We start from the raw sequence: 16,217 nt of genomic DNA on the forward strand, positions 1-16,217 counted from the left end.
CGCACCCCCGCGCCGCCCACCCCCACGCCACCCCCCCCCACCCGCCGCCCGCTCGGACCCGAACCACACGGGGGCCGCGAACACGCAGCGCCGCAGGCGCTGCAAAATTAGACACAGGAGGACAAGAATTCATGCATCGGACCCGTGGAAAGGTATTCGGCGTGGTTGCGGCGATCGCCGCGACCGGCCTGCTCGCCGCGTGCGGCGACAATGATTCGACCGCGACGAGCACGCCGACGCCGACCCGCACCACGACGGTGACCCAGTCGCCCGCCGCGACGACGCCCGCCGACACCGCGCAGCCGGCACCCGCGCCGGAGCAGCCCACCGCGACCGAGGCGCCCGAACGTCCGCAGCCGGTGCCGACCGAGGCCGTCCCGCCCGCGGATACCTCGAAGCTCTCCGACAAGGACAAGCGCTTCCTCGACGAGCTCGCCAAGCAGGGCGTCACCCCGTCCACCCCGGACATCGCGCTCAGCATCGGCGCTTACGTCTGCCAGGGCACCGCCGCGGGGGCGTCCGACCAGGATCTGATGACCTTCGTGAACGCCATGGCCGGTTCCGACCCGTCCTTCGACCCGTCGAAGATGCCGGTCGAGAAGGCCGGACAGATCTACATCTCGACCGCGCGCGCGACGTACTGCCAGTGAGTTCGCGTGTCCGTTCGGCGTCCCGCCGGTCCAAGCCGGCGGGCTGCTTGATCGCGATCGGCGTCTTGGTGCTGATCGTCCTCGTCGTCCTGCTGCTGTGGTATCTGCTCGCGGGACGGTTGCGCCCGCCCGTTCCGGGGCCGAAGCCGCCGGAACGGCCGACCTCGCAGCCTGCGAGTTGCCCCGATGTGCAGATGATCTCCGTGCCGGGCACCTGGGAGTCGAATAGCTACGACGACCCACACAATCCGACCGCCAACCCGTTGTCGCTGATGCTCAACGTCTCGAGCCCGGTCGCCCAGCGATTCCCGGCGGAGCGGCTGGACGTGTACACCGTCCCGTATGTCGCGCAGTTTTCCAACCCGATCGCGCTTCCGCCGGACGGACAGCAGTCCTACAACAACAGCCGATCCGAAGGCACACGGCGGATGGTCGATGCCATGGTCGCCCGGCATCAGGAGTGTCCGCTGACCACCTACGTGCTCGCGGGGTTCTCCCAGGGCGCGGTGATCGCGGGTGACGTCGCCGCGCAGATCGGGGCGGGCAAGGGCCCCGTGCCCGCCGACTTGGTGCTCGGCGTGACGTTGATCGCCGATGGACGGCGCACCGGCGAGACCGGCCCGGGTCAGCCGATCCAGGTGGGGACGCCGCCGCCCGGCGTGGGTGCCGAAGTCGCGTTGCGGGGGTTGAATGTGCCCGGCATCACGATGACCGGTCCGCGTCAAGGGGGCTTCGGCGCGCTCGCCGACCGCACCTACACCATCTGCGCGCCCGGCGATCTGATCTGTGACGCGCCGCGCGAGGCACTGAGTCCGTGGAACATCGTGGGCAGTGTGAACGCGCTGGTCCGGGCGGCGGGGAACCCGGTGCACGCGCTCTACCACGGCTTCATCGTCGACCCCGATGGCACCACCTCGACACAGTGGACGGTCAACTGGGCGGTGGGACTGATCGAGGCCGCCCCGCATCCCGCGCATTCGTGAGAAATCACAGCCAGTGAGATACCCCGCACCCCCTTGGCGTGACAAGCGCAACTCGAGTTCGGCAGCACGCTGTAAAGTGCGCTGATGATCGCGACGCCGGGCACCGCCGCAGCAGACCTCGGACGGGTGTCGCGCCCGTATTTCCTTACAGCCAGGAGCATGAGTTCATGACAGAAGCCGCCGCACCGGCCACCATGGCGAGCCGTGACGCGGATGCTGCGTTGACCGCGCTGGGCACTCCGTTGCGTCCGTTCCGCTTCGCGGCGGCCGGCGAGGGAAACAAGCAGGAGGGCGGTGCCCGCAAGTTCGTCCAGACTGCCCAGCAGGCCGAGGAGTACGGCTTCGACGCCTTCGTCGTGCCGGACCACCTCGGTGAGCAGATCGGCCCGATCGCCGCGCTCGGCGCCCTGACCCAGGCCACCGAGAAGATCCGGCTCGGAACGTCGGTGCTTGCGAACGGTTTCCGCCACCCGGTCGTGCTGGCCAAGGACCTCGCCACGATCGACGTGCTGTCCAAGGGCAGGCTCGAGGTCGGCCTCGGCGCGGGCTGGATCAAGGAAGAATTCGAGAACGCGGGTATCCCGTACGAGTCGCCCGGCGTCCGGCTGGAGAAGCTGGACGAGGCGCTGACCATTCTGGATGTGCTGCTGCGCGGCCAGGAGTGCACCTTCGAGGGCAAGCACTACCAGGTGCGCGGCGTCAAGGGGACTCCTCGGCCGCGGCAGGGCCCGCGTCCGCCGATCTGCACCGGCGGCGGCGGCCCGAAGATGCTGCGCCTGGCCGCCAAGCACGCCGACATCATCTCCGTCGTTCCGGTGACCACCAAGAACGGCAAGGGCCTGCTCTCCGGCATCACCATGGAGAAGGCCGTGGAAAAGGTGAATCTGATCAAGGAGGCCGCCGGTGACCGGTTCGCCGACATCGAGCTGAACTGGGCCATCACCGCCATCGTGATCACCGACGATCGCGAGAAGACCGCGGAGATGGCGCTGTCGGCGTTGGACCGGGGACTGCACCCGAACCTGGAGGTGGACGTTCAGCTGTCCGTCGAGGACATCCTGAACTCGCCCTACGTGGCGATCGGCACATTCGAGGAGATCGCCGAGCAGATCCGACGTGTGCGGCAACTCACCTCGATGTCCTACGTCGGTGTATTCCCCACCCAGATGGACGCGTTCGCCCCCGTTATTCCCCTGCTGCGGGACGAGTGAGCGGGGCTTCTCTGTAACATGACTCTGGTTTGAGTACATCTAGCCGATAAGCGGTCACCGCGCAGACCGCACAAAATCTGCAGGCTGGCTCTGCACTTGGAGCACCCGCGGGCGAAAGCGAGTCGGGGCCTCACAGGTAATAGCGGCGATCTCGCCGTCTTGCTGCGTGTGCCTCGGAGGAGAAGAAGGAATGGAAGAGACTTTCGACGACTACCTGGACGAAACCGGGAACATCCGAATTCCCGAGGATCACACCCTGGTTGATCACGTCGAGAAGCACACCCGGAACGACGCGAACACCCTGGCGTATCGCTACATCGACTACTCGCGCGAGCGCGACGGCGAGGCGCAGGAGCTGACGTGGCGTGAGTTCGGTATTCGGCTGCGCGCGGTGGCCGCTCGACTGCAGCAGGTGACCAACCCGGGCGACCGGGTCGCGATCCTCGCTCCGCAGGGCTTGGACTACGTGATCTCCTTCTTCGCCGCAATCTACGCGGGCACCATCTCGGTCCCGCTGTTCGACCCGGACGAGCCGGGCCACACCGACCGCCTGCACGCGGTGCTCGGTGACTGTGAGCCCTCCGCCATCCTGACCGCGAGCTCCTCCGCGGCCGGGGTCCGGCAGTTCTTCCGCTCGCTGCCCGCCGCCCAGCGGCCGCGCATCATCGCGGTGGACGCGATCCCGGACAGCGTCGGCGAGAGCTGGGTGCGTCCGGACATCGCGATCGACGACATCGCCTACCTGCAGTACACCTCGGGCTCCACCCGGGTTCCGGCCGGTGTCGAGATCACCCACCGCGCGGTCGGCACCAACCTGCTGCAGATGGTGGACGCGATCAAGCTGGACTGGAACTCGCGCGGCGTTACCTGGCTGCCGCTGTTCCACGACATGGGCCTGCTGACGGTGATCCTGCCCGCGGTGGGCGGTAAGTACATCACCATCATGTCGCCGAGCGCGTTCGTGCGCCGCCCCTATCGCTGGATCAAGGAACTGGCCGCGGTCTCCGACGGCGCCGGAACCTTCGCCGCCGCACCGAACTTCGCCTTCGAGCACGCCGCGGCGCGCGGTCTACCGAAGAACGGCGAGTCACTGGACCTGTCGAACGTCATCGGCCTGATCAACGGCAGCGAGCCGGTGACCACGTCGTCGATGAAGAAGTTCAACGAGGCGTTCGCGCCCTACGGCCTGCCCAAGACCGCCATCAAGCCGTGCTACGGCATGGCCGAGGCGACGCTGTTCGTCTCCGCCACCAAGGCCGAGGACGAGGCCAAGGTCACCTACGTCGACCGCAAGGAACTCAACGCCGGTCGCATGGTGAAGGTCGACCCCAGCCACGAGGACGCGATCGCGCAGGTGTCCTGCGGCTACGTCGCGCTCTCGCAGTGGGCGACGATCGTCGACCCGGAATCGGTGGAATCCGACGGCGGCGGCCGCGAGCTGCCCGACGGCCGGGTCGGCGAGATCTGGCTGCACGGCAACAACATGGGCATTGGTTACTGGGGTCGTCCGGACGAGACTACGGCGACGTTCCGGAACAAGGTCACCCACCGGCTGCCCGAGGGCAGCCACGCCGAAGACACCGAGCCGGACGCGAACTGGATGCGCACCGGCGACTACGGCGTCTACTTCGAGGGCGAGCTCTACATCACCGGCCGCGTCAAGGACCTGGTGATCGTGGACGGCCGCAACCATTACCCGCAGGACCTGGAGTACTCCGCGCAGGAAGCCAGCACGGCCCTGCGCCCCGGCTTCGTCGCCGCGTTCTCGGTGCCCGCCAACCAGCTCCCGGCCGAGGTGTTCGAGCAGGGCAGCCATTCCGGCCTGCAGTTCGACGCCGACGACGCCTCCGAGCAGTTGGTCATCGTCGCCGAGCGCGGTCCCGGCGCGGGCAAGGCCGATCCGCTGCCGATCGCCGACGCGGTGCGCGCGGCGGTCTCGCAGCGCCACGGCGTGACCGTTCGCGATGTGCTGCTGGTGCCCGCGGGTTCGATTCCGCGCACGTCCAGCGGCAAGATCGCCCGGCGGGCCTGCCGGGCCGCCTATCTGGAGGGAACACTGCGGGGTGGTTACACCCAGCAGGCTTTCCCCGATGCACCGGAAGAGTAATTGCCAAGGGCGGCCTCGGACCGACCATTGACGCTCGGCGCCGACCTTCCCACGCCGAGCGTCAATTCACGGTACGCCCGGTACGCAGACAGGTAGCTTGAGGAATTGATGGCTGACAACGAGGGCACGCCCACCCAGACGACCGACACCACGTCCGCGGAAGCCGTCGCCGACGCGGGGGCCCCGGCCGAGTCCGCGAAGGGCGGCGCGCAGACCGACATGTCGGTGGCGGAGCTGCGTGAGTGGCTGCGGCGCTGGGTCTCCGACGCGACCGGGCAACCGATCGAGCAGATTACCGTTGACCGGCCGATGGAGGAGTTCGGGCTCGCCTCGCGCGATGCCATCGCGCTCGGCGGTGACATCGAGGAACTGACCGGGGTGATGCTGAACGCGACCATCGTGTACCAGCATCCGACCATCGCGGCGCTCGCCGAGCGGATCATCAACGGTGAGCCGGACGCACCGGCGGAATCGACCGACGACGCCTTCTACACCGCGGGCTACACCCCGGGCGAGGCGCACGACATTGCCATCGTCGGTCTCTCGACCCGCCTGCCCGGTGCGGGCAGCACGCCCGAGTCGACGTGGGAATTCCTCATCGGACGCGGCGACGCCATCCGGGAGCTGCCCGAGGGCAGGTGGGAGGAGTTCGCCGGCGACCCCATGGCGGCCAAGGCGATCGCCGAGGGCAACACCCTGGGTGGTTATCTCGACCAAGACGTGGTGAAGAGCTTCGACGCGGAGTTCTTCGCGATGTCGCCCATCGAGGTGGAACGGGTCGACCCGCAGCAGCGCTTGATGATGGAGCTGACCTGGGAGGCGTTGGAACACGCCAGGATTCCGGCCAGCGACCTCAAGGGCGAGTCGGTCGGTGTCTTCATCGGCACGTCGACCAGCGACTTCATGCTGATCGCCGCGCTCGGTCTCGGCGCGGAGGATCCGTCCGCGCCCGCCTCCGCCGCCGCGTACGGCTTGACCGGCAGCTCGTCGTCGATCATCCCGAACCGCATCTCCTACTTCTACGACTTCCGCGGCCCCTCCGTCGCGATCGACACCGCGTGCTCGTCCACGCTGGTCGCGGTGCATCAGGCGGTGCGGGCGCTGCGCAGCGGTGACGCCGACCTGGCGCTGGCCGGCGGCGTCAACATGCTGCTGGCTCCGATGGCCACGCTCGGCTTCGACTCCGTCGGCGCGGTCGCGAAGAACGGCAGGATCAAGGCGTTCTCCTCCGACGCCGATGGCATGGTGCGCTCCGAGGGTGCCGGTCTGGTGGTGCTCAAGCGGCTCGCCGACGCCGAACGCGACGGCGACCGGATCCTCGGCGTGGTCAAGGGTTCGGCGGTCAACTCCGACGGCCGCTCCAACGGCATCGTCGCCCCGAACCCGGACGCCCAGGCCGACGTGTTGCGCCGCGCCTACCGCGACGCCGGTATCCCGCCGTCCACCGTCGACTACATCGAGGCGCACGGCACCGGGACAGCGCTCGGCGATCCGATCGAGGCCGACGCGCTCGCCCGTGTGGTCGGTCGCGGCCGGGAGGCCGACAAGCCCGCGCTGCTCGGCTCGGCGAAGACCAACTTCGGCCACCTCGAGTCCGGCGCGGGCGCGGCCAGCCTGGCGAAAGTGCTCATGGCGTTGCAGCACAACGTCATCCCGCCGAACATCAACTACGCGGGACCGCACCCGTTCATCCCGTTCGACCAGGCGCACCTGAAGGTCGTCGACGAGCCCACCGAGTTCCCGCGTTACAGCGGCAAGGCCACCATCGGCATCTCCGGATTCGGCTTCGGCGGCACCAACGCGCACGTCGTCGTCCAGGAGTACGTGCCGGCCGCCGCTGCCGGGACGCAAGCTCCGTTCGCCGAGCTCGAGACGCGGTTGGACGAGGATGCGTTGGACGACGAGACCACCGACGTGGTCGCGGAAGCCGACGCTGTCGTCGCCGCGGCCGAGGTGGCCGCCGTCGCCGTGGCCGCGGAGGTCGCCGACGTCGATGTGCCCGTCACCGAATGGACCGCCGAGCGCACCGAGCCGCTGCCGCTGATCCTGCCGGTCTCGGGCTACCTGCCCTCGCGCCGCCGTCGCGCCGCCGCCGAGCTGGCCGACTGGCTGGAGTCCGAGACGGGCGCGCGGACCCCGCTCGCCGACGTCGCGCGGTCGCTGGCCAAGCGCAGCCACTGGCGTTCGCGCGGTGTCGTGCTCGCCAAGACGCACGAAGAGGCGGTCGCCGGACTGCGCACCATCGCGGCGGGCAAGCCGGGCCCCGGCGTGTTCACCGCCGACGCGCCCGCCGCCGTCGGCCCGATGTGGGTGCTGGCCGGCTTCGGCGCGCAGCATCGCAAGATGGGCAAGCAGCTCTACCTGGAGAACTCGATCTTCGCCAAGGCCGTCGACGAGGTCGACGAGCTGGTGCAGGACGAGGCCGGATACTCGGTGCGCGAGCTGTTCCTGGACGACAGCCAGGACTACGACGTGGGCACCTCGCAGGTCGGCATCTTCACCATCCAGGTGGGCCTGGCCGCACTGCTGCGCGCGCACGGCGCGGAACCCGCGGCGGTGGTCGGCCATTCCATGGGCGAGGTCGCGGGCGCGTACATCTCCGGTGGCCTGAACATCGAAGATGCCGTCCGTGTGATCTGCGCCCGCTCCCGCCTGATGGGCGAGGGCGAGCAGATGATCAGCGACGACGACGTGCGCAACATGGCGCTGATCGAATACAGCGCCGAGGACGTCGCGAATCTGCTGCCGGAATACCCGGATGTCGAGGTCGCCGTCTACGCGGCGCCGACCAACACGGTGATCGGCGGCCCGCAGGAGCAGGTCGCGGCGATCGTCGCGCAGGTGGAGGCTGCGGGCAAGTTCGCCCGCGTGCTGCAGACCCGTGGCGCGGGCCACACCTCGCAGATGGATCCGCTGCTCGGCGAGCTGGCCGCGGAACTGGCCGGCATCGAGCCGACCACGCTGAAGACCGGCCTGTACTCCACGGTGCACAAGGAAGAGTTCTTCCGCCCCGGCCACGACCCGATCCACGACGAGGCCTACTGGGTCAAGAACATGCGCCACAGCGTGTACTTCACCAACGCGGTGAAGCTCGCGGTGGACGCCGGGCACACCACGTTCCTGGAGCTGGCGCCGAATTCCGTCGCGCTGATGCAGGTGCTCGGCACCACCTTCGCCGCGGGCGTGCACGATGCGCAGCTCATCCCGACGCTCAAGCGCAAGGAGGACGAGTCCGCGGGTGTGATCGCGGCGCTCGCCCAGCTCTACGTGCACGGGCACGAGGTGGATCTGCCCTCGCTGCTGAGCGCCGGTGACTACGCCGACATTCCGCGAACCACGTTCTTGCGCAAGGAGTACTGGCCGAAGGCCAGGATGTCCGCGGGCGGCAACGGCCGGATTCCCGGCGCGCACGTCGCCCTGCCGGACGGCAGGCACGTCTGGGAGGTACAGGCGTCCTCGGTGACCGATCTCGCCGCGCTGGTGCATGCCGCCGCGGGTCAGGTGCTCAGCGACGTATCGCTGGGCGCGTCGATCCCGCATGCGCCGATCCCGGCCACCGGCACCCTCACCACCACGCTCACCCCGCACCCCGGCGGCGCCTCGGTGCAGGTGCACGGCAGGGAGGGCAGCAGCTTCCGGCTGGTCTTCGACGCCGTGGTGATCTCCGGCGCGCCGCTGCCGGAAGTGGTTGTGGCCGATGCGGTCCCAGCCGCGGCCGCGGTGACGCAGGGCGACGCCGACATCGAGGTCGTGGAGACCTTCGGCGAGCGCTGGGATCCGCACGGCACGCAGACCGTCGAGGAGCGGCTCGCGGTGATCGTCGCGGAATCCATGGGCTATGCGGTCGAGGATCTGCCGATGGAGATCCCGCTGATGGAACTCGGCCTGGATTCGCTGATGGCCATGCGCATCAAGAACCGGGTCGAGTACGAGTTCGACATCCCGCAGTTGCAGGTCCAAGCCGTGCGGGACGCGAGTCTGCACGAGGTCGGCAAAGTGCTGCGCTACGCCATCGAACACCGCGACGAGGTGCAGGCGATGGCCGACCAGCAGGCTGCCGAGAAGGCCGCGGGCGGATCGGGCGAGTTGGCCGTCGACGCCGATTTCATGGCCGCCGCCAGGGCGGCGCTGGCTACCGGCGCCGACCCGCTCGCCGCGGTGGCGGGCGCTGCGACCACATCGCCGGACACGCCCGGCAGGGCCACCGGGACACCGGAACCCGCTGGGCCCGAGTCCGATTCGACTCCCGCGGCGGACGCCGCGACACCGGAAACGGTGGCCGCCGCGGTTCCCGCCGTGCAACCGGTTGCCGAGCCGGTCGAGGCGGCCCCGGTCACACCGGCCGCGGTGTTCGGCGGTGCCGGGCAGCCCGCCGACGAGGATGACGTCCCGCCGCGTGACGCCGCGGAACGCCTGACCTTCGCTACCTGGGCGGTGGTCACCGGTAAGTCGGCCGGAGGCATCTTCAACACCCTGCCGATCCTCGACGAGGACACCGCGGAGAAGCTGGCCGCGCGCCTGACCGAACGGGTCAAGGCCGAGGTCACGGTCGATGACGTGCTCGACTGCGAGACCATAGAGCAACTCGCCGACATCGTCCGCAGCCTGCAGGACAGCGGGGCAGACGTGGACGGTTTCATTCGTCCGCTGCGTGCGCGGCCGGAGGGCTCGAACGCCGTGCCGGTCTTCGTGTTCCATCCCGCGGGCGGTAACACACTGGTGTACGAGCCGCTGCTGAAGCGGCTGCCCGCCGACACGCCGATGTACGGTTTCGAGCGGGTCGACGGCGCCATCGAGGAGCGGGCCCGCCAGTACGTGCCGGAACTGCGCAAGTTGCAGGGCGACGGACCATTCGTGCTCTACGGCTGGTCGCTGGGCGCGGTGTTGGCCATGGCGTCGGCGCAGCTCCTGCGCGCGGAAGGCGCGGACGTCCGCGTGGTCGGCTTGATCGACCTCGCCATCCCGAGCGAGCCCGAGGACAACAGTCCCGAGGAGCGGATCCGCCGCATCGAGCGGTACCAGGCATTCGCGAAGAAGACCTACAACGTGCAAGGCGAACTCCCGCCCGAACAGTTGCAGGAGCTGGCCGCAGCTTCGGACGAAGAGCAGATCAAGATGATCACCGATCTCGTCAAGATGACCGGCGCCAAGATTCCCGGCGGCGTGCTGGAGCACCAGCGCACCTCGTGGATCGAAAACCGGGCATTGCAACAGGTCCGGCCGGCCCGGTACGGCGGCGACGTGGTGCTCTACCTCGCCGATCGATACCACGACGGGGCGATCGAGCTGGAGCCGCGCTACGCCGATCGCCTGCCGAACGGCGGATGGGACGAGTACATCCCGAATTTGGAGGTCGTCCACATTCCGGGCGATCACCTGCAGATCATCGATGAACCGCGGATCGGGAAGATCGGAGCCGACCTGACCGCGAAGCTCGCCGCGATCGAGGCGAAAGGGGCCAAGTGAGCACTACTGCCGAAAAACTCGCCGACCTGCGCAAGCGACTGGAATTAGCGCAGGAGCCGGCGGGTGAAGCGGGGGTGGCCAAGCGGGCGAAGAAAGGGATCCCCAGCGCCCGCGACCGGATCAACATGCTGCTCGATCCGGGCACTTTCGTCGAAATCGGTGCGCTGGTGCGCAAACCGGGTGATCCCTCCGCGCTGTACGGCGACGGCGTGGTCACCGGGCACGGTTTGGTCGAAGGCAGGCCGGTCGCGGTGTTCTCGCACGACCAGACCGTCTACGGCGGTTCGGTGGGCGAGATGTTCGGCCGCAAGGTGGCCGGGCTCCTGGAGTACGCGGCCAAGGTCGGCTGCCCGGTGGTCGGTATCAACGACTCCGGCGGGGCGCGCGTGCAGGAGGCGGTGACCTCGCTGGCGTGGTACGCGGAGCTGGGGCGGCGCCAGGAGCCGCTGTCGGGTCTGGTCCCGCAGGTCTCGATAATCCTCGGCAAGTGCGCGGGCGGGGCCGTGTACGCCCCGATCAACACCGACGTGGTGGTGGCGACCGACGAGGCGTACATGTTCGTCACCGGTCCGAAGGTGATCCGCGAGGTCACCGGCGAGGATGTAAGCCTGGAAGAGCTCGGTGGCGCGCGCAGCCAGGCCGAGTACGGCAACATCCACCACGTCGCCAAGGACGAGGCGGACGCGTTCACGTGGGTGCGCGAGTACCTGAGCTTTCTGCCGACCAGCTGCCAGGAACTGGCGCCGATCGTGAATCCGGGCTTGGAGCCGCAGGTCACCGACAGTGACCTGGAGCTGAACTCGATCGTCCCGGACTCGGACAACGCCGGGTACGACATGCACGAGATCCTGCTGCGGATCTTCGACGACGGCGCGTTCCACGAGGTCGGCGCGTCCGCGGGCCGCAACATCATCACCGGTTTCGCCCGCGTCGACGGGCGCAGCGTGGGCGTGGTCGCCAATCAGCCGATGGTGTACGCGGGCGCGTTGGACGCGCGGGCGTCGGACAAGGCGGCGCATTTCGTCCGGCTGTGCGACGCGTTCGAACTCCCGCTGGTGTTCGTGGTCGACACGCCGGGATTCCTGCCGGGTGTGGAGCAGGAGAAGATCGGCGTCATCAAGCGCGGCGGCCGGTTCCTGTTCTCCTTCGTCGAGGCCAGCGTGCCGAAGGTGACCGTGGTGATCCGCAAGTCCTACGGCGGCGGCTACGCCGTGATGGGATCCAAGCAGCTCGGCGCCGACGTGAACCTGGCTTGGCCCACCGCGCGCATCGCGGTGATGGGCGCCGAGAGCGCGGTCAGCCTGATCGGCGGCAAGCAGATCGAAGCCGCGCCGGAGGAGCAGCGGGCGGCGATCCGCCAGCAGATGATCGACTACTACAACGCCACGGTGGCGACGCCGTGGGTGGCCGCCGAGCGTGGGTACATCGACGCTGTCATCGAGCCGTCGACCACCCGGCTCGAGCTGCGTCGCGCGCTACAGCTGTTGCGGGACAAGGCGGTTGCCCGCAACCCGCGCAAGCACCATTTGCTGCCGCTGTAGCGAGACCGGAACACGATCGGGCCGCACCCCAACGGGTGCGGCCCGATTCACGTTCGGCGTGCCGAAAGATCAGCTGACGCTGGCGGATTCGATGACGACGTCGTCGACCGGCACATCCTGGTGCATGCCCGCGGAGGAGGTCCGGACGCCCGCGATCTTGTCGACCACATCGGTGCCTTCGGTCACCGCGCCGAATACGGTGTAGCCCCAGCCGGACGGGGTGGGGGCGGAGTGGTTGAGGAAGTCGTTGTCGGAGACGTTGATGAAGAACTGCGCGGTGGCCGAGTGCGGGTCGTTGGTGCGCGCCATCGCGACGGTGTACTTGGTGTTCTTCAAGCCGTTGTTCGCCTCGTTCTGAATCGGGGCTTTGGTGCCCTTCTGGCGCAGGCCGGGCTCGAAGCCGCCGCCCTGGATCATGAAGCCGGGGATGACGCGGTGGAAGATCGTGCCGTTGTAGTGGCCGGAGTTCACGTAGTCCACGAAATTGCGCACCGTGTTCGGCGCCTTCTGATCATCAAGTTCGAGGACGATGGGTCCGTAGTTCGTCGAGAGATTCACCTTGGTCATACCCCCACCTTTCCATTTCCGCGCCACAGGTGAGCCATTCGGTTCCTCTTTCATGTGCCCGCGGTCTGATCAAGACGACTGATTTCGTATGGACATGGGTAACTCATCGGGTACGCCCAAAAGGTGAGTGGCACTAAACGCAGGACATGAACGCAAAGCTTGCGACACCTGACTAGTACGGCCTAAAGACCCGGAGAGGCGGGGGAGCCAGATAGCATTGCCAACCGTGCCCGACGCCGCTACCGCTGTTCTAACAAAGCCCCCCGCCGCCCCGGTGGTGAAACCGAACGATTTCCGGACCGCGCGCCTGATCGCGCTGGTCGCCGGGCTGCTCGGCGCGCTGTGCGCGCTGGCGACACCGTTCTTGCCGGTCACGCAGACGACCGCGGTGCTGAACTGGCCGCAGAGCGGAACGCTCGGCAACGTGCAGGCGCCGCTGATGTCACAGGTCCCGATCGAGCTGACGGCGACGATTCCGTGCGACACGATCGCCCAGCTGCCCGAGCGGGGCGGCATGTTGCTGGCCACCGCGCCGCCGCAGGGTGACCGCGCCGCGCTGGAGGCCATGTTCGTGCGGGTCTCGGAGAGCTCGGTGGACGTGATCGACCGCAACGCGGTCGTGGTGTCGGCCGACCGCGCGCGGATGGGCGAGTGCACGTCGCTGAGCATCAGCTCGGACGCCGATCGGACGCACGCGGTGTTCAACGGGCTCACCAAGCAGGTCGAGCGGCCGGTCGAGGGTGCGGCGCCCGAGACGGTGACGGTGCCGGTGGAGGGCCAGCTGAGCGGCGACCTGCGGCCGCAGGTGGTAGGGGTGTTCTCCGACCTGAAGGGCGCGGCGCCCGCCGGGCTGGCGTTCCACATGACCGTGGACACCCGGTTCTCCTCCAGCCCCACCGCGATCAAGCTGATCGCGATGCTCGCGGCGGTGCTGTGCACGCTCGTGGCGCTGGCGGCGCTGGCCCGGCTCGACAGTAGTGACGGGCGCGGGCACCGCCGGTTCCTGCCGGCCAACTGGCTGAAGCCGACCTGGGCGGACGGCGCGGTGATCGGCACGCTGCTGCTCTGGCACTTCGCGGGCGCGAACACCTCCGACGACGGCTACATCCTCAGCATGGTGCGGGTCGCTCCGCACGCCGGCTACATGGCCAACTACTTCCGCTGGTACGGCGTGCCGGAGGCGCCGTTCGGCTGGTACTACTACGTGATCCAGGTCTTCTCGGAGATCTCCACGGCCAGCCCGTGGGTGCGGCTGCCCGCGCTGGCCTGCGCGATCCTGTGCTGGCTGGTGATCAGCCGCGAGGTCGTGCCGCGGCTGGGCCGGGGCGTGCGCACCAGCAAGGTGGCGCTGTGGACTGGTGGCTTGGTGTTCCTGGCGTTCTGGCTGCCGTTCGACAACGGTCTGCGCTCGGAGCCGATCGTCGCGCTCGGTGCGCTGCTGACCTGGGTGTCGATCGAGCGGGCCATCGCGACCGGTCGCCTGCTGCCCGCCGCGGTCGCCGTGCTGGTGGCGGCGTTCACCCTGGCCGCCGCGCCGACAGGTCTGATGTGCGTGGCGGCGCTGCTCGCGGGCATCCGGCCGCTGGTGCGCATCGTGGTGCGCAAACACCGGCGGTTCGCCGCCGAGGGCGTCGGTCGGTGGGGTTCCACGCTGCCGTTGCTCGCGCCGATCGCCGCGGCCGGTTTCCTCGTTCTGACGGTGGTCTACAGCGATCAGACCTTCGCCGGTATCCAGGAGGCCAACCGGGTGCGTCAGGTGACCGGGCCGAACCTGGCCTGGTACGAGGACTACCTGCGCTACTACTACCTGTTCGTGGAGACCGTCGACGGCTCGCTGTCGCGCCGCTTCGCCTTCCTGGTGATGCTGCTGTGCCTGTTCACCACCATGCTGGTGCTACTGCGGCGCAGGCAGGTGCCCGGCATCGCGAGCGGGCCGACGTGGCGGCTGATGGGCGTGGTCTTCGGAACGATCTTCTTCATGATGTTCAACCCGACCAAGTGGACCCACCACTTCGGCGCGTACGCGGGTATCGCGGGTTCGCTGGCGGCGGTCACCGCGGTGGCGGTCTCGGCGAGCGCGCTGCGGGCGCGCAAGAACCGGGCGATCTTCCTGGCCGGGTTGCTGTTCGTGCTCGCGGTCGCCTTCTCCGGCATCAACGGCTACTGGTATGTGTCCAGCTTCGGCGTGCCGTGGTTCGACAAGCGCATCTCGCTGCACGGCTACCAGTCGAACACGCTGATGCTCATGCTGTTCGGCTTGGCGCTGGCGCTGGTCGCCTGGTACACGCTGCGCGAGGACTACACGAAGCCGCAGCCGTCGGCGAAGACGGCCAGGGGCAGGCGGATCCGCCGGTTCGCCGCGATCCCGCTGACCGTGGTTGCCGCGGCGATGGTGGCGCTGGAAGTGCTGTCGCTGGTCAAGGGCGCGGTGTCGCAGTACCCGGCGTACTCGCTGGCCCGCTCGAACATCGACGCGCTCGGCGGCAGCACCTGCGGTCTGGCCAATGACGTGCTGGTGGAGCCGGACCCGAACGGCGGCAGGCTGGAGCCGATCATCGATCCGGCGCATCCGCCGACCGATCCGGCCGATCCGCTGGCCGGCGTCGACCCGGTCGGTTTCGACCCGAACGGCGTGCCCAACGACCTGTCCGCCGACAGCGTCGAGGTGAAGCCCGGCACGGGCAACACCTCCACCCAGTCGGTCGGCGCGGCGTTCGCCGAGGGACAGAGCGCGGGCACCGGCGGCGGCCAGGGCGCGCGCGGCGTCAACGGCAGCACCGTCGCCTTGCCGTTCGGTTTGGACCCAGCGACCACGCCGATCCTCGGCAGCTACCAGAACGGTGTGCAGCAGCCCGCGAGCGTCACCTCGAGCTGGTACCAGCTGCCCGCCCGTTCGGCGGACACGCCGCTGGTCGTCATCTCGGCCGCGGGTCGGATCCTCTCCTTCGACGACACCGGCGCGATGAAGTACGGCCAGTCGCTCACCGTCGACTACGGCAAGCGGCTGCCCGACGGCAGCGTGCAGAAGCTCGGCACCTACCTGCCGCGCGACATCGGTCCGTTCCCGTCCTGGCGCAACCTGCGCGTGCCGCTGGACGAGATCGCGCCCGACGCCGACGCGGTGCGCATTGTCGCCAACGATCCGATCCTGATCGGCGACCAGTGGCTGGCGTTCACCCCGCCGCGGATGCCGAAGCTGCAACCGCTCAACAGCCTGCTCGGTTCGCGGCAGCCGATCCTGCTGGACTGGGCGGTTGGCCTGCAATTCCCGTGCCAGCGGCCGTTCGACCATGAGAACGGCGTGGCCGAAGTGCCGGGCTACCGCATCCTCCCGGACCGCCCGCTTGCGATCAGCTCCACCAACACCTGGCAGGCCGAGGAGTTCGGCGGGCCACTCGGCTTCGCGCAGATGCTGGCGAAGTCGGTGACTGTTCCCAGCTACCTGAAGAACGACTGGGCGCGCGACTGGGGTTCGCTGGAGCGCTACGACAGGTACGACCGCAATGCGGTCCCGGCCAAGCTGGACACCGGGACGGCGACCAGGTCGGGCCTGTGGTCGCCGGGCCAGCTGCGAGTGTTCTGACCCAGCGAGGGCCATCCCAGACAGATCACCTCGTGGCCGAGCCGCTCATGCTGGCGGCCGACCTTGTCGATCACCTGCTCGGGACTGCCGATCAACGCCGAGCTGCGCG

At 68.7% G+C, this 16,217-nt stretch carries 8 protein-coding genes; 7 read left to right on the plus strand and 1 reads right to left on the minus strand.

Annotated elements, in window-relative coordinates:
• The first annotated feature begins 131 nt into the window (after positions 1–131).
• The 6 genes from AB0M45_RS11765 (at position 132) to AB0M45_RS11790 (ending at position 11,958) form a co-directional block, all read left to right on the plus strand.
• Entirely contained in the window at positions 132–650 is a 519-nt protein-coding gene (locus AB0M45_RS11765) for a DUF732 domain-containing protein (RefSeq protein WP_364326274.1), read from the plus strand.
• Positions 647–1,633 carry a cutinase family protein gene (locus tag AB0M45_RS11770; protein ID WP_364326277.1) on the plus strand — a complete coding sequence of 329 codons (987 nt, stop codon included), beginning with the start codon at positions 647–649 and terminating at the stop codon, positions 1,631–1,633. Before AB0M45_RS11765 ends, AB0M45_RS11770 begins: the two co-directional genes overlap by 4 nt.
• A 194-nt stretch (positions 1,634–1,827) precedes the next feature.
• Entirely contained in the window at positions 1,828–2,844 is a 1,017-nt protein-coding gene (locus AB0M45_RS11775; RefSeq protein ID WP_364326770.1) for an LLM class F420-dependent oxidoreductase, read from the plus strand.
• Positions 2,845–3,034: 190 nt separating this feature from the next.
• On the plus strand, positions 3,035–4,951 hold the full coding sequence (fadD32, locus tag AB0M45_RS11780) for a long-chain-fatty-acid--AMP ligase FadD32 (RefSeq protein ID WP_364326280.1): 1,917 nt from the start codon (positions 3,035–3,037) through the stop codon (positions 4,949–4,951).
• 108 nt (positions 4,952–5,059) lie between these two features.
• Entirely contained in the window at positions 5,060–10,417 is a 5,358-nt protein-coding gene (gene pks13 / locus AB0M45_RS11785) for a polyketide synthase Pks13 (protein WP_364326283.1), read from the plus strand.
• A complete protein-coding gene (locus tag AB0M45_RS11790) occupies positions 10,414–11,958 on the plus strand; it encodes an acyl-CoA carboxylase subunit beta (protein ID WP_364326286.1) in 1,545 nt (514 codons plus the stop codon). The genes pks13 and AB0M45_RS11790 overlap by 4 nt, the downstream gene beginning before the upstream one ends.
• Before the next feature lie 69 nt (positions 11,959–12,027).
• On the opposite strand, the gene AB0M45_RS11795 is transcribed toward AB0M45_RS11790, so the two are convergent.
• Entirely contained in the window at positions 12,028–12,525 is a 498-nt protein-coding gene (locus AB0M45_RS11795; protein WP_364326288.1) for a peptidylprolyl isomerase, read from the minus strand.
• Between the two features lie 274 nt (positions 12,526–12,799).
• Between AB0M45_RS11795 and AB0M45_RS11800 the strand changes: the two genes are divergently transcribed.
• On the plus strand, positions 12,800–16,108 hold the full coding sequence (locus AB0M45_RS11800; RefSeq protein WP_364326773.1) for an arabinosyltransferase domain-containing protein: 3,309 nt from the start codon (positions 12,800–12,802) through the stop codon (positions 16,106–16,108).
• Positions 16,109–16,217 lie beyond the last annotated feature (109 nt).

This window comes from Nocardia sp. NPDC051787 (assembly GCF_040681325.1).
In the GTDB taxonomy this organism is placed as follows: Bacteria; Actinomycetota; Actinomycetes; order Mycobacteriales; family Mycobacteriaceae; genus Nocardia.